Origin of the sequence: Micromonospora sp. NPDC048999, from assembly GCF_040649295.1 — a bacterium.
In the GTDB taxonomy this organism is placed as follows: domain Bacteria; phylum Actinomycetota; class Actinomycetes; order Mycobacteriales; family Micromonosporaceae; genus Micromonospora.
Genome location: NZ_JBEZFI010000058.1, coordinates 1 through 21,233, shown reverse-complemented (window position 1 = coordinate 21,233; position 21,233 = coordinate 1). Strand labels below are relative to the sequence as shown.

At 71.8% G+C, this 21,233-nt stretch carries 20 protein-coding genes; 12 read left to right on the top strand and 8 right to left on the bottom strand.

The window, feature by feature from the left end:
- The first annotated feature begins 74 nt into the window (after positions 1-74).
- On the top strand, positions 75-335 hold the full coding sequence (gene secG, locus AB0C02_RS31165) for a preprotein translocase subunit SecG (RefSeq protein WP_357552711.1): 261 nt from the start codon (positions 75-77) through the stop codon (positions 333-335).
- Positions 336-466: 131 nt separating this feature from the next.
- Here the strand turns inward: secG and pgl are convergent, their stop codons facing one another.
- From pgl to tkt, 6 genes are all read right to left on the bottom strand, one after another.
- A complete protein-coding gene (gene pgl, locus AB0C02_RS31160) occupies positions 467-1,237 on the bottom strand; it encodes a 6-phosphogluconolactonase (RefSeq protein WP_357552710.1) in 771 nt (256 codons plus the stop codon).
- 96 nt (positions 1,238-1,333) lie between these two features.
- Positions 1,334-2,350 (bottom strand): glucose-6-phosphate dehydrogenase assembly protein OpcA, encoded by a 1,017-nt coding sequence (locus AB0C02_RS31155; RefSeq protein WP_357552709.1) that lies wholly within the window; start codon positions 2,348-2,350, stop codon positions 1,334-1,336.
- A gap of 19 nt (positions 2,351-2,369) precedes the next feature.
- Positions 2,370-3,884, bottom strand: coding sequence for a glucose-6-phosphate dehydrogenase (gene zwf / locus AB0C02_RS31150; protein WP_357552708.1), 1,515 nt, complete (start codon positions 3,882-3,884; stop codon positions 2,370-2,372).
- A gap of 38 nt (positions 3,885-3,922) precedes the next feature.
- Positions 3,923-5,563: a glucose-6-phosphate isomerase gene (locus tag AB0C02_RS31145; RefSeq protein ID WP_357552720.1), complete on the bottom strand. Its 1,641-nt coding sequence runs from the start codon at positions 5,561-5,563 to the stop codon at positions 3,923-3,925.
- Between the two features lie 80 nt (positions 5,564-5,643).
- Positions 5,644-6,822 (bottom strand): transaldolase, encoded by a 1,179-nt coding sequence (gene tal / locus AB0C02_RS31140; RefSeq protein ID WP_357552707.1) that lies wholly within the window; start codon positions 6,820-6,822, stop codon positions 5,644-5,646.
- Positions 6,823-6,838: 16 nt separating this feature from the next.
- Entirely contained in the window at positions 6,839-8,977 is a 2,139-nt protein-coding gene (gene tkt / locus AB0C02_RS31135; RefSeq protein ID WP_357552706.1) for a transketolase, read from the bottom strand.
- A 262-nt stretch (positions 8,978-9,239) separates the two neighbouring features.
- Between tkt and AB0C02_RS31130 the strand changes: the two genes are divergently transcribed.
- The 3 genes from AB0C02_RS31130 (at position 9,240) to AB0C02_RS31120 (ending at position 11,599) form a co-directional block, all read left to right on the top strand.
- Positions 9,240-10,199: a heme o synthase gene (locus tag AB0C02_RS31130; RefSeq protein WP_357552705.1), complete on the top strand. Its 960-nt coding sequence runs from the start codon at positions 9,240-9,242 to the stop codon at positions 10,197-10,199.
- Between the two features lie 143 nt (positions 10,200-10,342).
- A complete protein-coding gene (locus AB0C02_RS31125) occupies positions 10,343-10,675 on the top strand; it encodes a hypothetical protein (protein ID WP_357552704.1) in 333 nt (110 codons plus the stop codon).
- Between the two features lie 6 nt (positions 10,676-10,681).
- Positions 10,682-11,599: a hypothetical protein gene (locus AB0C02_RS31120; protein ID WP_357552703.1), complete on the top strand. Its 918-nt coding sequence runs from the start codon at positions 10,682-10,684 to the stop codon at positions 11,597-11,599.
- A gap of 61 nt (positions 11,600-11,660) precedes the next feature.
- Here AB0C02_RS31120 and AB0C02_RS31115 read toward each other — a convergent pair whose 3' ends face one another.
- Together AB0C02_RS31115 and AB0C02_RS31110 are read right to left on the bottom strand one after the other, a co-directional pair.
- Complete coding sequence (locus tag AB0C02_RS31115) at positions 11,661-13,328, bottom strand: right-handed parallel beta-helix repeat-containing protein (RefSeq protein WP_357552719.1); 1,668 nt, start codon at positions 13,326-13,328, stop codon at positions 11,661-11,663.
- An 89-nt stretch (positions 13,329-13,417) separates the two neighbouring features.
- Positions 13,418-14,386, bottom strand: a complete 969-nt coding sequence (locus AB0C02_RS31110) for a COX15/CtaA family protein (protein ID WP_357552702.1) — start codon at positions 14,384-14,386, stop codon at positions 13,418-13,420.
- Between the two features lie 97 nt (positions 14,387-14,483).
- On the opposite strand from AB0C02_RS31110, the gene AB0C02_RS31105 reads away from it, so the two are divergent.
- The 8 genes from AB0C02_RS31105 to AB0C02_RS31070 are packed head-to-tail and all read left to right on the top strand — an operon-like array spanning position 14,484 to position 21,206.
- A complete protein-coding gene (locus AB0C02_RS31105; protein WP_357552701.1) occupies positions 14,484-15,242 on the top strand; it encodes a transcriptional regulator in 759 nt (252 codons plus the stop codon).
- Positions 15,243-16,673: a Fe-S cluster assembly protein SufB gene (sufB, locus tag AB0C02_RS31100; RefSeq protein ID WP_357552700.1), complete on the top strand. Its 1,431-nt coding sequence runs from the start codon at positions 15,243-15,245 to the stop codon at positions 16,671-16,673.
- Between the two features lie 52 nt (positions 16,674-16,725).
- Positions 16,726-17,868, top strand: a complete 1,143-nt coding sequence (sufD, locus tag AB0C02_RS31095) for a Fe-S cluster assembly protein SufD (protein ID WP_357552699.1) — start codon at positions 16,726-16,728, stop codon at positions 17,866-17,868.
- Positions 17,868-18,194 carry a non-heme iron oxygenase ferredoxin subunit gene (locus tag AB0C02_RS31090; RefSeq protein ID WP_357552698.1) on the top strand — a complete coding sequence of 109 codons (327 nt, stop codon included), beginning with the start codon at positions 17,868-17,870 and terminating at the stop codon, positions 18,192-18,194. The genes sufD and AB0C02_RS31090 overlap by 1 nt, the downstream gene beginning before the upstream one ends.
- On the top strand, positions 18,194-18,967 hold the full coding sequence (sufC, locus tag AB0C02_RS31085; protein ID WP_357552697.1) for a Fe-S cluster assembly ATPase SufC: 774 nt from the start codon (positions 18,194-18,196) through the stop codon (positions 18,965-18,967). Before AB0C02_RS31090 ends, sufC begins: the two co-directional genes overlap by 1 nt.
- 18 nt (positions 18,968-18,985) lie before the next feature.
- Positions 18,986-20,290 carry a cysteine desulfurase gene (locus AB0C02_RS31080; RefSeq protein WP_357552696.1) on the top strand — a complete coding sequence of 435 codons (1,305 nt, stop codon included), beginning with the start codon at positions 18,986-18,988 and terminating at the stop codon, positions 20,288-20,290.
- Positions 20,290-20,766, top strand: coding sequence for a Fe-S cluster assembly sulfur transfer protein SufU (gene sufU, locus AB0C02_RS31075; RefSeq protein WP_357552695.1), 477 nt, complete (start codon positions 20,290-20,292; stop codon positions 20,764-20,766). Before AB0C02_RS31080 ends, sufU begins: the two co-directional genes overlap by 1 nt.
- A complete protein-coding gene (locus AB0C02_RS31070; RefSeq protein WP_357552694.1) occupies positions 20,763-21,206 on the top strand; it encodes a metal-sulfur cluster assembly factor in 444 nt (147 codons plus the stop codon). Before sufU ends, AB0C02_RS31070 begins: the two co-directional genes overlap by 4 nt.
- The last annotated feature ends 27 nt before the right edge of the window (positions 21,207-21,233 follow it).

The window sequence follows — 21,233 nt, the reverse complement described above, 5'->3', positions numbered from 1 at the left end:
GCCCGTCCAACGGTCGGTGCCACCGTGCCCGACACCGACGGGCAGTGATCGCAACGAGAGGACTGACCCCCGCCATGCCGATCTGGTTCGCGTACACGATGATCGTGTTGCTGGTCATCACGAGCGTCCTGCTCACCCTGTTCATCCTGCTCCACCGCGGTAAGGGTGGCGGCTTGTCGAGCATGTTCGGCGGCGGTGTCAGCTCCAGCCTGGCCGGCTCATCGGTCGCCGAGAAGAACCTCGACCGATACACGGTTCTGATCGGGATCATCTGGTTCGCGTGCGTCGTCGGGATCGGGCTCTGGCTCCGTCTCCAGCTCGCCAGCCCCGCCTGAGCCAGCACGTCCAGTCGCAACAATCTGCGCGCGGTCCCCACGGGCCGCGCGCAGATTGCTTTCCAGCGCACCTCGCGCGCCGGTTTGTTATGAAGGGGCCCCTGCCTTAACAAGGGGCCCCTTCTTTCAGCTCAGCGGAGGCTGCGTAGGCGGGGCGGCACGTCGGCCGCCGCCGCCCGGTCGAGCAGCCAGAGGGTACGAGACACCCCGTGCACCCCGGCCGCCGGCAGCTGCACCGGCCCGGCCCCGGCGAGCGCCATGCCCACCGCCCGGGCCTTGTCCGCGCCGGCGGCCACCAGCCAGACCTCCTCGGCGGTGTTGATCGCCGGCAGCGTCAGCGTGGTCCGCACCGGCGGCGGCTTCGGGCTGCCGCGTACCGCGCTGACCGGCCGGTTGTCGTGGTGCACCGGGTGCTCCGGGAAGACCGACGCCACGTGCCCGTCCTCCCCGACGCCGAGCATCAGCACGTCGAAGTGGGGGAGCGCGGCGTGACCCGGCCGGGCCGCCCGGGCGAGTTCCTCGGCGTAGTCGGCGGCGGCCGCTTCCGGGTCGTTGCCGGCCGGCCCGTCCGAGGCCGGCATCGGGTGCACCCGCGCCGGGTCCAGCGGCAGCGCGGCCAGCAGCGCCGCCCGGGCCTGCGTCTCGTTGCGCTCCGGGTCGCCAGCCGGCAGGAACCGCTCGTCGCCCCACCAGAGGTCGACCCGGGACCAGTCGACCGCGTCCCGGGCAGGCAGCTCCGTCACTGCCCGGTACACCGCCGCGGCGATCCGCCCGCCGGTCAGCACCACCGATGCCTGGCCCCGGTCCGCCTGCGCGTCGAGCAGCTTCACCACCAACCGGGCCGCCACCGCCTGCGCCAGCAGGTCGGGATCGGCGTGTACGGCGACACTCGCCTCACTCATCAATTGTGCCTTCGCGTTCCGACCGCCCCACGGCGGTCACCTGTGCTGTCCGACCGCGTAGCGGTCCGTGCCACCCCTTCGTGGCGGCGGGCCGGCTCACCCCTTGGCGGTCGGGCCGGCGTGCGCGGTGACCCCGGCCTCGGCCCGCTTGGCGGTCGCCGGATCCTTCCACACGTGCACCCGCTGAGCGGGGCGCTGGTCCAGCCCGGAGAGGCCGGCGGCCGCGCCGAGCGCCTCCGCGTACACCTGGTCGGCGTCGAGGCGGCGCAGCTCCTCGGCCAGCTCGTCGCCGAGCGGGCGGCGAACCAGCGGCAGGGTCCGATCCTCCTGGCCGGTACGCCGGAAGGTCGCCACGCTGTCCTCCCGGGTCAGGACCAGCTTGTCGCCGGTGGCGCAGCCCAGCCGCACCTCCCGCATCCGGGGAAACTGGTCGGTGGACTCCCAGACCGGCTCGATCTCCAGCCGGGCGGCGAGCCAGCCGCGCATCAGCGCCGCCGTCGGGTCACTGCGCGGTGCCACCACCGTCGCCTCGGTGATCCCGGCCTGGGTGGTGTCGAACGCCCCGGCGACCAGGGTGCGCCACGGGGTGATCCGGGTCCAGGCCAGGTCGGTGTCGCCCGGGGCGTAGTCCACCGCCCGCTGCCGCAGCGCGGCGATCGGGTCGGCCGCCTGCGCCGAGTCGGTGATCCGCCGGTCCGCCACCACGCCGAGGAAGTCGGTCGCGATCTCCTCCGGCGGCTCGCCGTGCCACCAGGTCACCACCGGCACGTCCGGCACCAGCAGCGGCATCACCACCGACTCGGCGTGCAGCGCGAGCCGGCCGTACATCCGGGTCACCACCGCCTCGCACGGGCCGAGCCGGCCACCGACGACGATCTCCGCGTCCAGGCGGTTGTGGTCCCGCTCGACATCGGTGCGGACCACCACGAGCAGCCGGCACGGGTGGGCCGCGGCGGCTATGGTCGCCGCCGCCTCCGCCTCCCGGACCCGCTTCTCATCCACCACCACGATCAGGGTGAGCGCCATGCCGCTGGCCACCCCGCCCGCGCTGCGCCGCTCGGCGGCGAGCGCCTTGACCACCTCGTTGCCGGTGGTGTCCCACAGCCCGATCAACGGATCCTCCAGGTCTCGCTCATGCCCGTCGCCAGGCCCGGCCGTCGCGGGCCAGCATCTCGTCGGCGGCCCGGGGGCCCCATTCGCCGGCCCGGTACGGCTCCGGCGTGGTGTTCGCCCAGGCGTCCTCCAGCGGGTCGACCGCTTGCCAGCTCTGCTCGACCTCGGCGGCGTCCGGGAACAGCGTCCGGTCGCCGATCAGCACGTCCAGCACGAGCCGCTCGTACGCCTCGGGGCTGGACTCGGTGAACGCCTCGCCGTACTGGAAGTCCATCGCGATGTCGCGGACCTCCATGGCGGTGCCGGGCACCTTGGAGCCGAACTTCAGCACCACGCCCTCGTCCGGCTGGACGCGGATGACCAGCTGGTTGGGGCCGAGCGACTCCACGTCCGTCGGGTCGAACGGCAGGTGCGGCGCCCGCTTGAACATGATGGCCACCTCGGTGACCCGTCGGGGCAGCCGCTTGCCGGCCCGGATGTAGAACGGCACCCCGGCCCAGCGCCGGTTCTGGATGCCGAGCTTGACGGCGACGTACGTCTCCGTGGTGGAGTCCGCCGGTACGCCCTGCTCGTCCAGGTAGCCGACGGCCCGCTCGCCGCCGACCCAGCCGGGCAGGTACTGGCCCCGGACGGTGTCCCGGGCAATGTCGTCGGGCACCGTGATGGCCCTGAGCACCTTCAGCTTCTCGGTGCGGATCTCGTCGGCGTCGAAGCTGGTCGGCTCCTCCATCGCCACCAGGGCGAGCAGTTGCAGGAGGTGGTTCTGCAGCACGTCGCGGGCGGCGCCGGCCGAGTCGTAGAACCCGGCCCGGGTGCCGATGCCGACGTCCTCGGCCATGGTGATCTGCACCGAGTCGACGTACTTGCCGTTCCACAGCGGCTCGAACAGGTTGTTGGCGAACCGCAGGGCGAGGATGTTCTGGACGGTTTCCTTGCCCAGGTAGTGGTCGATCCGGAAGACGTCCCGGCGGGTGAAGACGTCGTCGACCAGCTCGTTGAGCGCTCTGGCCGAGGGCAGGTCGCGGCCGAACGGCTTCTCCACCACGACCCGGCGCCAGCCGCCGGACTTCTCGTTGTCGGCCATGCCGGTGCGGGCGAGCTGCTTGAGCACCACGGGGAAGGCCGCCGGGGGGATGGAGAAGTAGAAGGCGGCGTTGCCGTGAATGCCGTGGCTGTCGCGCAGCTCGTCGAGGGTGGTGGCGAGCTGGTCGAACGCGGCATCGTCGTCGAACGAGCCGCCGACGAATTTGATGTTGCCGGCCAGCCGCGCCCACACCTCCTCCCGCCATGGGGTGCGGGCGTGGTTCTTCGCCGCCTCGTAGGCCAGCGACTCGAAGTCGCCGTCACCCCAGTCGCGGCGGGCGAAGCCCAGGACCGCGAAACCGGGCGGCAGCAGCCCCCGGTTCGCCAGGTCGTAGACCGCCGGCAACAGTTTTTTGCGGGCCAGGTCACCGGTCACCCCGAAGATCACCAGAGCGCACGGCTCCGGGATCCGGGGCAGCCGTCTGTCCTGGGGGTCGCGCAGCGGGTTCATGCCGCCTCCTCGCTCCGCTGAGGTCACGTCATCCATCGTCATCCCGGGGTCCGTCCGGCCGCGTCCAGCAGCTGGGCCACGCCTGCGGCCCGCTCGGTCAGGTGCAGGCGCAGCACCGGGCGGCCCCGCCCGGCCAGTGCCTGCCGGTCGCCGGCGGCCTGGGCCGCCTGAAGCTCCCCGAAGGTGTACGGGCGGCCGGGCACCGGCAGATCATCGGTGACCGCGCCGGTCACCTGAAGGTAGCTGCCGACCGGCGGGCCGCCCAGGTGGTACTGCCCGGTGGTGTGCGGGTGGCGCGGCCCCCAGCCGAAGGTCACCGGGCGGCGGGTCGCCCGTGCCAGCACCGGGCGCAGCCCGGCCACCGCCGCGTCACCGAGTCGGTTGAGGTAGGCCGTCACCGCCAGGTAGCCGTCGAGCCCGCCGAGCAGCCAGCCCAGCACGCCGGCCAGGTCGCCGGGGGCACCGGCCGGGGCGTACACCTCGACCGCGCCCTCGGTGAACGACGGCGTCTCCGGCGCGGGGCCGGTGGCGAGGATGCGGGCGGTGTGCTCCCTGCTCTCGGCGGCGTTCGGCTGGCCGAACGGGTCGACACCCAGCACCGCCGCGGCGATCGCGGTGGCGTACTCCCAGGTCAGGAACTGGGCGCCGAGGGGGCCGTTGATCGCCACGTCCGCGACGCCGGCACCGAGCGCGACGCCCGGGGCGAGCGCGCCCCCGTAGCTGACGGTGAGGACGCCCGGGCCGGTGGCGCCGGGGGCGTCCGGCGACTCGACCACGACAGGCAGGATCCCCCCGCCGGCCTTGCCGGTCGACTCGGCGAGCAGTTGCTCGGCCCAGTCGCCCAGCCCGTCGAAACCGGTGCCGTCCGACACCAGTGAGACCGTGTCCCGGCCGGTGGTGGCGGCTGCGCCGAGCGCCACCCCGAGGGCCAGGCCTGGGTTGTCCCGGTCGCGACCCAGCGCCGCTTCCAGCGCGTCGGCGTCGTCGAGCAGGTCGGCCACGGCGGCCCCGGCCAGCGCCGAGGGGACCAGACCGAACGCGGTGAGCGCCGAGTATCGGCCGGCCAGGTCCGGGTCGGCGACGATGGTGACCACGCCCATCTCGGCGGCGGTCGCCTCCAGCGGCGAACCCGGGTCGGTGACCACCACGAAGTGCCGGGCGGCCTCCGCCTCGGTCATCCCGGCGTCGAGGAACGCGTGCCAGTACGCCCTCCGGTGGCTGTCCGTCTCCACCGTCGACCCGGACTTGCTGGAGACCACCACGACGGTCCGGTCCAACCGGTCGGCCAGGGCCGCCCGGACCTGCCCGGGATCGGTGGTGTCCAGCACGGTCAGCGGCCGACCGAGGGTGCGGGCGATCACCTCCGGGCCGAGCGACGTGCCGCCCGTCCCGGCGAGCACCACGTGGTCCAGGTCGGCCAGTTCCTCGGTCAGCTCGGCGAGCTGGGGGAGCAGCTCCCGGCTGCGGCGGTGGGTGTCCAGCCAGCCGAGGCGCACCTTCGCCTCGGCCTCGGCCCCCGGACCCCACAGGGTGGGATCTTTCGCGGCGAGCCGGGCGGGGACGTCCCGGGCGACCAGGTCTTCGCGTACCGACGCGGGCGCGGACCGGTCGACCGGGTCCGCGCCGCGTACGGTCAGCCCGGCGGTGGCATCCGCCGGGCCGGTCTGCAGGTCGCCCACCGAACCCTCGGGGTCCGGGTGGGCGACCGACGCGCGGGGCGCCCCGGGGCTGTGCCCCGGGACGCATCCGGCGCCGTCCGTCACGCGTTGCCCCCGGCCTGCGCGGCGGCCCGCGCGTTGCCCTTGGCGGCCCGGCCCGGCTGCCCGGCGCCCTGGGCCGCCTCGGCGAGGGACTTCTGCACCCCGTCGAGCAGCTCCACCCAGCTGGCCTCGAACTTCTCCACGCCCTCCCGTTCGAGGACGGCGACCACGTCGGTCAGGTCGACCCCGACCGACTCCAGGTCGGTGAAGACCTTGCGGGCGTCGTCGTAGCAGCCGGTGACGCTGTCGGGGCGTACCTCACCGTGGTCAGCGAAGGCGTGGATGGTCGCCTCCGGCATGGTGTTCACCGTGCCGGGCGCGATCAGCTCCTCGACGTACATGACGTCCCGGTAGTCCGGGTTCTTCGTCGAGGTGGAGGCCCACAGCGGGCGCTGCCGGTGGGCGCCGGCGTCGGCCAGGGCCTGCCACCGGTCGGAGCCGAAGACCTCGCAGTAGCGCTCGTACGCCAGCCGGGCGTTGGCGATGGCGGCCTTGCCACGCAGCGCCTTGGCCTCGGCGGAGCCGATCTTCTCCAGCCTTTTGTCGACCTCGCTGTCGACTCGGGAGACGAAGAACGACGCGACCGACCCGATCTTGGACAGGTCGTGCCCGTTCGCCTTCGCCTGCTCCAGGCCGGCGAGGAACGCCTCCATGACCTGCGAGTAGCGGTCCAGGCTGAAGATCAGCGTGACGTTGACGCTGATCCCCTGGGCCAGGGTGGCGGTGATCGCCGGCAGACCCGCCTCGGTGGCCGGGATCTTGATGAAGAGGTTGGGCCGGTCGATCAGCCACCACAGCGCCCCGGCCTCGGCGACGGTCTTCTCCGTCTCGTGGGCCAGCCGCGGGTCCACCTCGATGGAGACCCGGCCGTCGACCCCGCCGCTGGCGTCGTACGCCGGGCGCATCACGTCGCACGCCCACCGCACGTCGTACGTGGTGAGTAGGCGGACCGCCTCCTCGACGTCCACCCCACGGATGGCCAGGTCCTTCAGCTGCCAGTTGTACTCGTCGGCGTCGCTGAGCGCCTTGGCGAAGATGGTCGGGTTGGAGGTCACCCCCACCAGATGGTTCTCGCGGCGCAGTCGGTCCAGCCCGCCGGAGCTCAGTCGTACCCGGGAAAGATCGTCGAGCCAGATCGCCACCCCTGCGGCGCTCAGCTCACCCAGCCTGTCGGTCATGCCGTCCACGCTCCCCTCAATTTCCGGTCGTGAAACCGGTGATCTCGCCCACCCGGGTCAGTGCCGCGTGCGCGGCGGCCACGATCCGGTCGGGGGTGAACCCGAACTGCTCGAAGAGCACGGTGTGCGGCGCGCTCGCCCCGTAGTGCTCCAGGCTCACGCTCTCGCCGCTGTCCCCGACGATCCCCCGCCAGGACATGCCGATGCCCGCCTCCACGCTCACCCGTGCCTTTACCCCGCGCGGCAGCACCGACTCCCGGTACGCCTCGTCCTGCGCGAAGAACCACTCCTGGCAGGGCATGGAGACGACCCGGGTGGGGGTGCCCTCGGCCTCCAGCCGCTCCCGGGCGGTGAGGCAGAGCTGCACCTCGGAGCCGGTGCCGACGAGGATCACCTGCGGCATGCCGGTGGACGCCTCGGCCAGCACGTAGCCGCCCTTGGCGGTGCCCTCGGCGCCGGCCAGCGCGGTGCGGTCCAGGGTCGGCAGCGCCTGACGGCTGAGCGCCAGCGCGGTGGGACGGTCGGTGTGCTCCAGCGCCTGCCGCCACGCCCACACGGTCTCGTTGGCGTCGGCCGGGCGGACCACGTCCAGGCCGGGGATGGCGCGCAGCGCGGTCAGGTGCTCCACCGGCTGGTGGGTCGGGCCGTCCTCGCCGAGGCCGATCGAGTCGTGCGTCCAGACGTAGACCACCGGCAGCTTCATCAGCGCGGCGAGCCGCACCGACGGGCGCATGTAGTCGCTGAACACCAGGAAGGTGCCGCCGTACGGGCGGGTGCCGCCGTGCAGGGCGATGCCGTTGAGGATCGAGCCCATCGCGTGCTCACGGATGCCGAAGTGCAGCGTGCGGCCGTACTCGTGGCCCGGGAACTCCTTGGTCGCGTGCGCCGAAGGGATGAACGACGGCTCGCCCTTCATGGTGGTGTTGTTGCTGTCCGCCAGGTCGGCGGAGCCGCCCCAGAGCTCGGGCAGCACCGGGGCGAGGGCCTCCAGCACCTTGCCGGAGGCGGCCCGGGTCGCGACGCCCTTGGCGTCGGCCGGGAAGGTCGGCAGCGCGTCGGCCCAGCCCTCGGGGAGCTGGCGGCCGGCCAGCCGGTCCCAGAGCGCCCTGCGCTCCGGGTTGGCCTGCGTCCACGCGTCGAACGTGGTGCTCCACGCCGCCTGGGCCGCGGTGCCGCGCTCCATCACCTGGCGGGCGTGCTGGAGGACGTCCTCGTCGACCTGGAAGGTCCGCTGCGGGTCGAAGCCGAGGATCTCCTTGGTGGCCTGCACCTCGGCGGCGCCGAGCGCCGAGCCGTGGATCTTGCCGGTGTTCTTCTTGTTGGGGGCGGGCCAGCCGATGATGGTGCGCAGCGCGATGAAGGAGGGGCGGCCGGTCTCCGCGCGGGCGGCGAGCAGCGCCTGGTAGAGCGCCTCGACGTCCTCGTGGTAGTCGCCCTGGTCGGCGTCGCCGCGGCGCCAGTCGACGGTCTGCACGTGCCAGCCGTACGCCTCGTAGCGGGCGGAGACGTCCTCGCTCAGCGCGATCCGAGTGTCGTCCTCGATCGAGATCTCGTTGTCGTCGTAGATCACGCAGAGGTTGCCGAGCTGCTGGTGGCCGGCGAGGGCGCTGGCCTCGTGGCTGATGCCCTCCTCGATGTCGCCGTCGGAGGCGATGCACCAGACGTCGTGGTCGAACGGCGACTCGCCGGCCTCCGCCGTCGGGTCGAACAGGCCGCGCTCGCGGCGGGCGGCCATCGCCATGCCGACGGCGTTGCCGATTCCCTGGCCGAGCGGGCCGGTGGTGGTCTCCACGCCCGGGGTGTGCCCGTGCTCGGGGTGACCCGGGGTGAGCGAGCCCCACTGGCGCAGCGCCTTCAGGTCGTCCATCGACAGCGGGTAGCCGGAGAGGAAGAGCTGGATGTAGAGGGTCAGGCTGGAGTGCCCGGCGGAGAGGACGAACCGGTCCCGCCCAGCCCAGCCCGGGTCGGCCGGGTTGTGCCGCATGACCCGGTTGAAGAGCAGGTACGCCGCGGGGGCGAGACTCATCGCCGTACCCGGGTGGCCGTTGCCGGATTTCTCCACGGCGTCCATGGCCAGGACGCGGACCGTGTCGACGGCCCTGCGGTCGAGGTCGGACCAGTTGAGAGCGGGAAGCTCGGGTCGGTTGGCAGCCACGTTGTGCTCCTCGGCAGATGGGCGGAACCCTCGGTGCTGACCCTATCGAGTGGTCCTGAACGTCCGCCCGGGGATCTCTGCATGGTGTTCTGGGTACGTCCGCCCGGATCAGGCGGTTGCCGCGGGGTGTGACGGCCCGCACCGTTGTCGGGTCTCGGGGGCGGCGAAAACGACGACGCGTAGTCTGTGGGTCGGCGTGTGGACCCCGGGCGGGTCCGGCCGAACCGACCTCCCCCCTGCCGACGCCGGAAGGTGGCAATCCGTGAGCATGATCACCGAGCGCCCCGTCGGCGACTCTGCCGGGCAGCCGCCGGTGGGCACGGCGCCCGAGGAGCCGACGAGCGGTCGGCGGAGCGTGCGGGCGGTGGTGGCCGCGTACGTGGCGCTCACCAAGCCGCGGATCGTCGAGCTGCTGCTGGTCACCACGGTGCCGACGATGATGCTCGCCGAGGGCGGCATGCCCTCGCTCTGGCTGGTCGCCGTGGTGCTGGTCGGCGGCTCGCTCGCCGCCGGAGCGGCCAGCGTGATCAACTGCTACATCGACCGGGACATCGACCAGTTGATGCGGCGCACCAAGCGCCGGCCGTTGCCCCAGCACACCGTGTCGCCGCGCAGCGCGCTGGTCTTCGGTCTGGTGCTGGCGGTGATCTCGGTCGCGCTGATGGCCGTGTTCACCAACTGGCTGGCGGCGGGGCTGACCCTGGCCGCGATCGCGTACTACGACCTGGTCTACACGCTCTGGCTGAAGCGGACCACGGTGGCGAACACCTTCTGGGGCGGCATCTGCGGTTCGGCTCCGGTGCTGATCGGCTGGGCCGCGGTCACCGGCTCGCTGGCCCCCGCCGCGTGGGGGCTGTTCGCGGTCGTCTTCTTCTGGCAGATGCCGCACTTCTACGCGCTGGCGATCAAGTACAAGGCCGACTACGCCCGAGCCGGCGTGCCGATGCTGCCGGTGGTGGCCTCGGTCCGGCGGGTGAACGCGGAGATCCTCCTCTTCTCCTGGCTGACCCTGCTCTCCTCGCTGGCCGTCTGGCCGCTGGGGATGAGCCCGATCTACGGGGTCACCGCGCTGGTCGTCGGTGGCGTCTTCGTGGTCGAGGCGCACAAGCTCTGCCGGCGTGCGGCGCGCGGCGAGGCGATCAAGCCGATGCGGCTGTTCCACTGGTCGACCACCTACCTGACCATCCTCTTCGTGGCCGTCGCGCTCGACGCGCTGATCTGATCCGGCCGTCCGCTTCGTGCCGACTTAGCGCGACACAGGCGGGCGAATCACCTGTGGTCTTCCTTAAACTCGCAGGTAATTGGCATCACAATTCGTTCACCGTTCTCGCACATGTGGGTGGAAGTCTGCTTAGGCTTCGCGTCATGGCAGATGGTTCCGATACGACGCTGACGGCTGAACAGACCGCCGGCCAGACCCCGCACGGCCTGGTCGCCGGCATCAAGTCGTTCGCCGCCGGGCACGGCGGCGCGAAGGCGGTCATCGAGTACGTCGGCAAGCGCGGAGCGCGGATCGTCCTTGTGGGTTCCGACGGGGCCTGGACCGACCAGTTCGCCGACGGTACCGATGTCGCGCGGCAGGCCTGCGCCAAGGCGGGGGTTGCCGTGGAGAACGCCTGGGAGCGTGAACTGATGGACCAGATGCGTCCGAGCAACGACCTCTGGCGGTCGATGGCCCGGCGCACGATGGCGCGTTGACCTGAGGTGAACAACCACCAGCCGACCCGGGGGAAACCCCGGGTCGCTCTCGTCAGCTGCTCCGCCCTGCCCGATCTCGAACCGGACGATCAGCTCGTGCTCGCCCCGCTGGCCGCCCGTGGTGTCACCGTCGAGGCGACGATCTGGGACGACCCGGCTGTGGACTGGTCCGGGTACGACCTGGTGGTCCTCCGCTCACCCTGGGACTACGCGCTGCGCCGCGACGAGTTCGTCGCCTGGGCGCAGAAGGTGCCGCGCCTGGTCAACCCGGCCGACATGGTCGCCTGGAACACCGACAAGCGCTACCTGGCGGAGCTCTCCGCCGCCGGCGTCCCCACCGTGCCGACCGTCTGGGTCGGGCCGGGGGAGAGCTGGGCGCCGCCCGCCGACTCCGGTGAGTACGTGATCAAGCCGGCGGTCAGCGCCGGGAGCCAGGACACCGGCCGGTACGACCTGGCCGATCCGGGGCACCGGGAGCTGGCCACGGCACACGTGCGGCGGCTCACCGCCGCCGGGCGGATCGCCATGATCCAGCCGTACCTGAGCGCGGTGGACACCGCCGGAGAGACCGCGCTGCTCTTTCTCGCCGGGCGGGACGGCCTGGCGTTCAGCCACGCCATCCGCAAGGGCCCGATGCTGACCGGCCCCGACCTGGGCGTGGCCGAGCTCTACAAGGAGGAACAGATCGACCCGCGGACGGCGCGGCCTGACCAGCTCGCGGTGGCGCGGCGAACCCTGGCCGCCGTCCCGGGTGGCCCGGAGCAGCTGCTCTACGCCCGGGTCGACCTGATTCCCGGCCCGGACGGCGCACCGGTCCTGGTCGAGCTGGAACTCACCGAGCCGAGCCTGTTCATCGGCTACGCCGACGGCGCCCCCGAGCGCCTCGCGGCGGCGATCACCACGCACCTGGCCCGCTGGGCCTGACCCGGGTGGACCGGGCCGCGCCGGGCGGCGGTGCGGCCCGGCCCGGGCGGCGGTGCGGCCATCACGCGTCGTCCTCGTGGTTGTGCTCCCAACGGCCCCCGACCGGCGGCGTCTCCAGCCGGACGGCGGCGTCGGTTCCGGCGAAGTCGTTGTCCTCGATCCGGCAGGAGACGCAACTGCCGGCCGCGGTGATCCAGAATCCGTAGGTCTGGGTGTGCTCGTCCCGGTGCCAGATCCGGTTGCCCCGCACGGTGGCCGACTCGAACCGGGAGTTGACCGCGATCCCGGCGCGGACCGCCGGCCCGGCCGGCAGCTCGTACGGCGTGCCGGGCGCGGGGGTCGCCTCGTTCCACCCGGTCGCGCCGTCCGGCCGCACCTCGGCGAGGGCCAGCTCCGTGGCGGTGTTGGCCGCCACCACGGCGACCCGCGAGTCGACCCGCACCACCTTGCCCCGGTGCCCGTCCCACGGCCAGTCCGCCGCGCTGTCGATCACTCGGCGGGGTCCGTAGCGCACCGAGTCCCCGCCGCCGCGGCACTCCGGCGCGAAGCGCCGCCCGTTGTCGCGGATCCGATTGCCGAGCACCGTCGCGTCGATCATGGGCCGGTCGATCCGGATGCCGTCGAGCGCGTTGTCCCGGATGTCGTTGCCCTCGATCACCACGTCCGCCGCCGGCCCCTGATAGCCGTTGCCCAGGTTGTGCTCGTGGTAGCCGTACCCGCCGTTACGGCTGATCCGGTTGCCGCGCACCGCGTAGCCGCCGGGGGTGTTGCCCATGCTGATCCCGTCGCCGACGTTGCGGTCGATGTCGCAGCCGGTCAGCAGGCCGTACCGGCCGGCCACGCCGGCGGTGCCGTTGGCGGAGACGTCGAAGCCGGCCTCCAGGTTGTTGGTCAGGGTGCAGGCGGACACGATGAGCCCGTCGGCGCCCCAGTCGGAGATGCCGAACCGGTTGGCCTGGCTGTGACAGCCGATGATGCGGAAGCCTCGCGGGGGCGTCCAGTGCTCCTTCTGCAGCTCCAGGAAGATCCCGTTGGTGCCGTTGCCCAACGTGGTGCAGTTGGCGATGGTGAGCCGCTCCACGTCACCCCAGCCGCCGATGCCGACGCCGATGCCCGCGCCGCCCATCTGCTCGCCGTTGTCGAGCCGGCCGCAGCCCACCACGACCACCCCGTCGATCAGGCTGTCCTGGAGGAAGTCGCAGCCCAGCCCGGTCGCCCCGGTGTGGTGGATGTAGAGGTTGCGGAACACCCCGCGTACCACGTACTGCAGGCCGAGGCCCTTGGCGAGATAGTTGTACTCGGCCATACCGACGCCGGAGCCGTCGATCTCGAAGTCGGCGAAGGTGCAGTCGGCGATGTGCCGGTCCCGGTCCGCGCCGTGCTGGATGGTGGTCCAGTAGGCCAGCGGCACCGGGTCGCCCCGGTTGCCCTCGTTGCTGAGCAGGAACCGGGTGGCCGCGGAACCAGCGCCGACCAGCGACACCCCGCTGCGCCAGACGGTGCCGGCGTCCCGGATCGAGTAGATGCCGGGCGGGCAGTAGATCACCCGGGCCCGCCCGTCGGCGGCGTACCCCTCGCCCAGCCGGTCGACCAGCGCCGCCAGCGCAGGCTGGTCGTTGGTCACGCCGTCGCCGGTGAGCCCGAACTCGCGCGCGTCGCACCACAGCGGCGCGCCGGCGACCGGGGCGAGCCGCTGCGGGACAGTCGTGGACAGGCCCTTGGGCGACACCATGCTCCCCTCGGCGCGGACGGTCCGTCGGCGGACCGCATTCCCGCTGCCGCCGACGGGTAACGTGCGGCTGCTCGCGGAAGTCGCTCTCAGCCGGCCACGGCCACACCGACCGGCTCGGCGGCGGGACTCGGCCGGGTGGTCGGCGCGACCGGGCGGCGCTCCCGGGTCGACCAGAGCGTGGCCAGGGCCGCCAGCAGCACCAGGCAGGAGCCGAGCATGTGCGCGGCGACCAGCACTTCCGGCAGGTGGGTGAAGTACTGCACGAAACCGATCAGGCCCTGACCCAGCTCGACCGCGATCAGCACCGTGGCGGCCCGGGTGGCCCGCGCCGCCCCCACCGCGCGGAACGCGAAGACCAGCGCCACCGAGAGGCCGATCAGCAGGAACACCCCGTCGGCGTGCACCTGGGAGATCGCCTGCGGGTCCAGGCCGTTGCGGGCCGCGCCCTTGTCGCCGGCGTGCGGGCCGCTGCCGGTCACCCAGGTGCCGACCACCAGCACCGCCGCGCTGGCGACCGTGGTGATCAGCGCGAGGGTACGCAGCGGGGCCGGCACGGTGAGGATCGCGGGCGCGTCCGGCTCGACGGTGCGGCGCCAGAGCGCGTACGCGGCGGCGATCACCGCCATCGAGGCGAGGAAGTGCAGCCCGACCACCCACGGGTTGAGGTCGGTCAGCACGGTGATCCCGCCGATCACCGCCTGCGCGGGGATGCCGAGGAAGACCGCGATCGCCAGGGGCAGCAGCCCGCGCGGGCGGGGTCGCTGGGCCAGCACGGCGAGCAGCACGGCGAGGGCGATGACGCCCACCGCGAAGGTGAGCAGGCGGTTGCCGAACTCGATCACCCCGTGCACGCCCATCTCCGGCGTGGTGTGGTACGACTCGTCGGTGCACCGGGGCCAGGTGGGGCAGCCGAGACCGGAGGCGGTGAGCCGAACCGCCCCGCCGGTGACCACGATCGCCACGTTCGCGATGATCGAGGCGTACGCGAGGCGGCGCAGCAGCGTGGGGGAGACCGGGAACCGGACGGAAGGCTTCACGGAGCGAATCCTACGCACCGTAGTGGTACCCGATCGGGTGACTCCGTAACCCCGGTGGTGGGGATCACCGGGGCCCGGTTTGCGAGGGCCCGACGAATTACGTAACGTTGCTGTTGTGAAAAACGCGGCGGGGCTTTCGGGGCACCAGCACGCGACCGGGCAGGTCGCGTCCGCCGACCTTTCCACCCGTGACCGGGTCACCCAGCTGCTGTTGGAGCGGGGGGCGACCACCGCCGTCCAGCTCGGCGCGGCACTCGGGCTCAGCCCCGCGGCGATCCGCCGGCACCTCGACGCGATGCTCGCCGACGGCGACGTGGTCGCCCGTGAGCAGGTGGTGCGGGGCAGCCGGGGCCGGGGCCGGCCGGCGAAGGTCTTCGTGCTGACCGAAGCGGCCCGGCTGCGCTGCGGGACCCACCACTACGACAACATCGCCACCGCCGCGTTGCGCTGGATCGCCCGCACCGGGGGCGCGGCGGCGGTCGAGGAGTTCGCCGGCGAGCAGGTGGCCGCGCTGGAGGAGCGCTGCCGGGCCGCCATGGAGGACGCCGGCGAAGACCCGCTCGCCCGGGCGGAGGCGCTCGCCGGGGCGCTGACCGCCGAGGGTTACGCTGCCAACGCGTCCACGATCGCCTCCGGTGGCCAGCTCTGCCAGCACCACTGCCCGGTGGCGCACGTGGCCGCCGAGTTTCCCCAGCTGTGCGAGGCCGAGACCGAGGTGATCTCCCGCCTGGTCGGCAGCCACGTGCAGCGCCTGGCCACCATCGCCCACGGCGACGGAGTGTGCACCACGCACATCCCCGCCCAGCCGCGTAGGAGCCCCCGCGCGGGTGCCAAGTCCGGTAAGACCGTCACCACCACTGTGAGGGACAGATAGATGACCGAGCAGATCGTCCAGCCCCTGACCCAGGAGGAGCAGCTCGCCGCCCTCGGTCGCTACGAGTACGGCTGGGCCGACCCCGACGTCGCCGGGGCGTCCGCCCAGCGCGGCCTCAACGAGGCGGTGGTGCGGGACATCTCGGCGAAGAAGAACGAGCCGGCCTGGATGCTCGACCTGCGTCTGAAGGGCCTGCGGCTGTTCGGGCGTAAGCCGATGCCGGCCTGGGGCGCCGACCTCACCGGGATCGACTTCGACAACATCAAGTACTTCGTCCGGTCCACCGAGAAGCAGGCCACCAGCTGGGAGGACCTGCCGGAGGACATCAAGAACACCTACGACCGGCTGGGCATCCCCGAGGCGGAGAAGCAGCGGCTGGTCGCCGGTGTCGCGGCGCAGTACGAGTCCGAGGTGGTCTACCACAAGATCCGCGAGGACCTGGAGGAGCAGGGTGTCGTCTTCCTGGACACCGACACCGCCCTCAAGGAGCACGAGGACGTCTTCAAGGAGTACTTCGGCACGGTGATCCCGGTCGGCGACAACAAGTTCGCCGCGTTGAACACCTCCGTGTGGTCCGGTGGCTCGTTCATCTACGTGCCGAAGGGCGTGCACGTGGAGATCCCGCTGCAGGCCTACTTCCGGATCAACACCGAGAACATGGGCCAGTTCGAGCGGACGCTGATCATCGTCGACGAGGGTGCGTACGTGCACTACGTCGAGGGCTGCACCGCGCCGCTCTACTCCTCGGACTCGCTGCACAGCGCGGTCGTGGAGATCATCGTCAAGAAGAACGCGCGGTGCCGCTACACGACCATCCAGAACTGGTCGAACAACGTCTACAACCTGGTCACCAAACGCGCCGTCTGCCACGAGGGCGCGACCATGGAGTGGGTCGACGGCAACATCGGCTCCAAGGTCACCATGAAGTACCCGGCGGTCTACATGACCGGCGAGCACGCCAAGGGCGAGGTGCTCTCGGTGGCCATGGCCGGCGAGGGCCAGCACCAGGACGCCGGCGCCAAGATGGTGCACGCCGCGCCGCACACCTCCTCGACCATCGTGTCGAAGTCGATCGCCCGGGGCGGCGGTCGCACCTCCTACCGCGGCCTGGTGCAGGTGCTGGAGGGCTCCACCAACAGCAGGAGCACGGTCAAGTGCGACGCGCTGCTGGTCGACACCATCTCCCGCTCGGACACCTACCCGTACGTCGACATCCGCGAGGACGACGTGTCGATGGGGCACGAGGCGACGGTCTCCAAGATCAGCGACGACCAGCTCTTCTACCTGATGAGCCGGGGCCTGAGCGAGGACGAGGCGATGGCGATGATCGTGCGCGGCTTCATCGAGCCGATCGCGAAGGAACTTCCGATGGAGTACGCCCTGGAGCTCAACCGCCTGATCGAGCTCCAGATGGAGGGCGCGGTCGGCTGACGCCGGCCAGCCGCCCAGCACGAAACCGTCGTCCCAGAACAGCAAGGAAGAGATGACTACCCAGGCTTCCGCGCCGCCCGCCACCAAGTCGCAGGCGCTGCGCTCGTACGACGTCGCCGACTTCCCGGCCCTGACGGGCCTGGAGGAGGAGTGGCGCTTCACCCCGCTCAAGCGCCTGCGCGGCCTGGCCAACGGCGCGCAGGCCGCCACCGGCACGGTCCGCCACGAGTACGCCGACCTGCCCGACGGCGTCACCGTCGACCGGATCGGCAGGGACGACCCGCGAGTGGGCAGCGTGCTCACCCCGTTCGACCGGGTCAGCGCGCTGGCATACGGCGGGGTGGAGCAGGCGCTGCTGGTGCGGGTCGCCCGGGACGCGGTGGTGACCGCCCCGGTGCACCTGCGGGTGGTCGGCGAGGGCGCGGACGCGCTCGCCTTCGGCCACACCTTCGTCGAGGTGGGCCGGTTCGCCGAGGTGACCCTGGTGCTGGAGCACACCGGCTCGGCCACCCTCGCCGACAACGTCGAGGTGGCGGTGGCCGACGGCGCGAAGCTGACCCTGGTCACGGTCGCCGACTGGGCCGACGACGCCGTGCAGGCGCAGCACCTCAAGGTGCGGCTGGGCCGCGACGCCAAGGTGATCCACGTGCAGGTGACCCTCGGCGGCGACCTGGTCCGCCAGTACACCTCCGTGGAGTACGCCGACCGGGGCGGCGAGGCCGAGCTGTACGGCCTCTACTTCGCCGACTCCGGGCAGCACCTGGAGCACCGGCAGATGGTCGACCACACCGTGCCGGACTGCCGCAGCTACGTCGGCTACCGGGGCGCCCTGCAGGGCGACAGCGCGCACACCGTCTGGGTCGGTGACGTGCTGATCCGGGCCGAGGCGACCGGCACCGACACGTACGAGATCAACCGGAACCTGCTGCTGACCGACGGCGCCCGGGCCGACTCCGTACCCAACCTGGAGATCGAGACCGGCGAGATCGCCGGCGCCGGCCACGCCAGCGCGACCGGCCGCTTCGACGACGAGCAGCTCTTCTACCTGATGGCCCGGGGCATCCCGGAGGCCGAGGCCCGCCGCCTGGTGGTCCGCGGCTTCTTCGCCGAGCTGCTCAACAAGATCCCGGTCGAGGAGCTGCGCGAGCGGCTCGGCGACGCGATCGAGGCCCGCCTCGCCAAGGCCGGCGCCTGATGATCAGGATCTGCGCGATCGAGGACGTGCCGAAGGGCACCGCGATCAGCGCCGACGTCGACGGCACCCGGCTCGCGATCGTGCACGGCGAGGACGACACCTTCTACGCCGTCTACGACGAGTGCTCGCACGCCGCCGTGGCCCTCTCCGAGGGCGAGGTCGAGGGGTGCACGCTGGAATGCTGGCTGCACGGATCCCGTTTCGACCTGCGTACCGGTGAGCCCACCGGTCTGCCCGCGACCGAACCCGTACCCGTCTATCCCGTCGAAGTCCGCGACGGCGACATCTACGTCAGTCTGACGCCGAGTAATGGAGTGGCCCGATAATGAGCACCCTGGAGATCCGCGACCTGAAGGTGTCGGTCAAGCTGCCCGAGGGTGAGCTCAAGCCGATCCTGCACGGGGTCGACCTGACCGTGCGCTCGGGGGAGACCCACGCGATCATGGGCCCGAACGGCTCCGGCAAGTCGACCCTGGCGTACTCGATCGCCGGTCACCCCAAGTACGAGATCACCGGCGGCTCGGTGACCCTCGACGGCGAGGACGTGCTGGCCATGTCCGTCGACGAGCGGGCCCGCGCCGGTCTCTTCCTGGCCATGCAGTACCCGGTCGAGGTGCCCGGCGTCTCCGTCGCCAACTTCCTGCGTACCGCCAAGACCGCCATCGACGGCGAGGCGCCGAAGCTGCGCACCTGGGCCGGCGAGCTGCGCGGCGCCATGGAGAAGCTCCAGATGGACCCGGCGTTCGCCCAGCGCAACGTCAACGAGGGCTTCTCCGGCGGTGAGAAGAAGCGGCACGAGATCGTGCAGCTGGAGCTGCTCAAGCCGAAGATCGCCATCCTCGACGAGACCGACTCCGGCCTCGACGTGGACGCGTTGCGCGTGGTCAGCGAAGGGGTGAACCGGGTCCGCGACACCGGTGACACCGGCCTGCTGCTGATCACCCACTACACCCGGATCCTGCGCTACATCAAGCCGGACTTCGTGCACGTCTTCGTCGCCGGTCGGATCGTCGAGGAGGGCGGCCCGGAGCTGGCCGACAAGCTCGAGGAAGAGGGCTACGAGCGGTACGTCGCCGGGGCTGGTTCGGCGCGGGCCTGAGCCTGAAGGGCTGCGGATATGACCACCATCGCCATCCCGCCGGGGATGCCGCAGTACGACGACGTGCCGCGTTTCGACGTGGCCGCGGTGCGCGCCGACTTCCCGATCCTGGACCGGGAGATCAACGGGCATCGTCTGGTCTATCTCGACAGCGCCAACACCTCGCACAAGCCGCGGCAGGTGCTTGACGCGCTTGCCGAGCACTACGCCCGGCACAACGCCAACGTGTCGCGCTCGGTGCACACCCTGGGCACCGAGGCGACCGAGGCGTACGAGGGGGCGCGGGCGAAGATCGCCGCGTTCGTCAACGCCCCGAGCGTGGACGAGGTGGTGTTCACCAAGAACTCCACCGAGGCGATCAACATCGTGGCGTACGCGTTCTCCAACGCCTCGCTGCGGCCCGACGCCGACCCTCGGTTCCGGCTCGGCCCGGGCGACGAGATCGTGATCTCCGAGATGGAGCACCACTCGAACATCGTCCCGTGGCAGCTGCTCGCCGAGCGGACCGGCGCCACGCTGCGCTGGTTCCCGGTCACCGACCACGGCCGGCTGGACGAGTCCGGGCTGGCGGAGCTGGTCACCGAGCGGACGAAGATCGTCTCGCTGGTGCACACCTCCAACATCCTCGGCACGGTCAACGCCACCGCGCGGATCACCCAGCGGGTCCGCGAGGTGGGCGCACTGCTGCTGCTGGACTGCTCGCAGTCGGTGCCGCACATCCCGGTGGACGTGGTCGACCTGGACGCCGACTTCATCGTCTTCACCGGGCACAAGATGTGCGGGCCGACCGGCATCGGCGTGCTCTGGGGGCGCGGGGAACTGCTCGCCGCGATGCCCCCTGTGCTCGGTGGCGGCTCGATGATCGAGACGGTGTCGATGGCCCGGTCGACGTTCGCCGCGCCGCCGGCCCGGTTCGAGGCGGGCACGCCGCCGATCGCCGAGGCCGTGGCGCTCGGGGCGGCGGTGGACTACCTCAACGGGATCGGCATGCGCGCGATCCAGTGGCACGAGAAGGAGCTGACGGCGTACGCGTTGGACGCCCTCGCCACCGTGCCGGGGCTGCGCGTCTTCGGCCCGACCGTGCCGGTCGGCCGGGGCGGGACGATCTCGTTCGCCCTCGGCGACGTGCACCCGCACGACGTCGGGCAGGTGCTCGACGCGCTCGGCGTGCAGGTCCGGGTGGGGCATCACTGCGCGAAGCCGGTGTGCACCCGGTTCGGCGTGCCGGCCATGACGCGGGCGTCGTTCTACCTGTACACCACGACGGACGAGATCGACGCGCTGGTGGCCGGTCTCGAGCAGGTGCGGAAGGTGTTCGGCTGATGCAGCTCGACCAGCTCTACCAGGAGATCATCCTGGATCACTACAAGCACCCGCACGGGCGTGGCCTGCGGGATGTCGCGGATCCGGACGCCCGGGTCGGCGAGGCGCACCACGTCAACCCGACCTGCGGCGACGAGATCACCGTGCGGGTGGCCACCGACGGCAAGGTGTTCAGCGACATCTCGTACGACGGGATGGGTTGCTCGATCAGCCAGGCGTCGGCGAGTGTGCTGCACGAGTTGCTGCGCGGCCGGACCGCGGACGACGCCACCGTGGTGCACGAGGCGTTCGTCGAGTTGATGTCCGGGCGTGGCCAGGTCACGCCGGACGAGGACGTGCTCGGAGACGGGGTGGCGTTCGCGGGGGTCGCGCGCTATCCGGCCCGGGTGAAGTGCGCGTTGCTGTCGTGGATGGCGTTCAAGGATGCCGCGGCACGCGCGGGGGTGGGCGTGAGCCCGACGGAGGGGACGGCATGAGCAACGACGACACCACCACGCCGGAGGCCGGCGCCGTGGCGACCGACGGCGCCGCGACGCCGGCCATCGGCGGGGATGCTCCTGCGGCCGGCGGCAAGGCCGCGATCGGCGACATCGAGGAGGCGATGAAGGACGTCGTCGACCCCGAGCTGGGCATCAACGTGGTCGACCTGGGCCTGCTGTACGGCGTCCACGTCGACGACGAGAACGTCGCCACCCTGGACATGACGCTGACCTCGGCGGCCTGCCCGCTGACCGACGTGATCGAGGACCAGGCCCGGCAGGCGCTGACCACCGGCCCGGGCGGCGGACTGGTCAACGACATCCGGATCAACTGGGTCTGGCTGCCGCCGTGGGGCCCCGACAAGATCACCCGCCGGTGCCAGCCCAACATCGCCGGCCAGCGGATTGCCGCGGTGACCACGATGGCGACGCAGTAGCTGACGATGTCGAGCGCCAGGATGCCG

Coding starts and splice junctions, on each gene's coding strand:
- secG (WP_357552711.1), top strand. CDS start 75: ATGCCGATCTGGTTCGCGTACACGATGATCGTGTTGCTGGTCATCACG.
- pgl (WP_357552710.1), bottom strand. CDS start 1,237: ATGAGTGAGGCGAGTGTCGCCGTACACGCCGATCCCGACCTGCTGGCG.
- zwf (WP_357552708.1), bottom strand. CDS start 3,884: ATGAACCCGCTGCGCGACCCCCAGGACAGACGGCTGCCCCGGATCCCG.
- tal (WP_357552707.1), bottom strand. CDS start 6,822: ATGACCGACAGGCTGGGTGAGCTGAGCGCCGCAGGGGTGGCGATCTGG.
- AB0C02_RS31125 (WP_357552704.1), top strand. CDS start 10,343: ATGGCAGATGGTTCCGATACGACGCTGACGGCTGAACAGACCGCCGGC.
- sufB (WP_357552700.1), top strand. CDS start 15,243: ATGACCGAGCAGATCGTCCAGCCCCTGACCCAGGAGGAGCAGCTCGCC.
- sufD (WP_357552699.1), top strand. CDS start 16,726: ATGACTACCCAGGCTTCCGCGCCGCCCGCCACCAAGTCGCAGGCGCTG.
- AB0C02_RS31090 (WP_357552698.1), top strand. CDS start 17,868: ATGATCAGGATCTGCGCGATCGAGGACGTGCCGAAGGGCACCGCGATC.
- sufC (WP_357552697.1), top strand. CDS start 18,194: ATGAGCACCCTGGAGATCCGCGACCTGAAGGTGTCGGTCAAGCTGCCC.
- AB0C02_RS31080 (WP_357552696.1), top strand. CDS start 18,986: ATGACCACCATCGCCATCCCGCCGGGGATGCCGCAGTACGACGACGTG.
- sufU (WP_357552695.1), top strand. CDS start 20,290: ATGCAGCTCGACCAGCTCTACCAGGAGATCATCCTGGATCACTACAAG.
- AB0C02_RS31070 (WP_357552694.1), top strand. CDS start 20,763: ATGAGCAACGACGACACCACCACGCCGGAGGCCGGCGCCGTGGCGACC.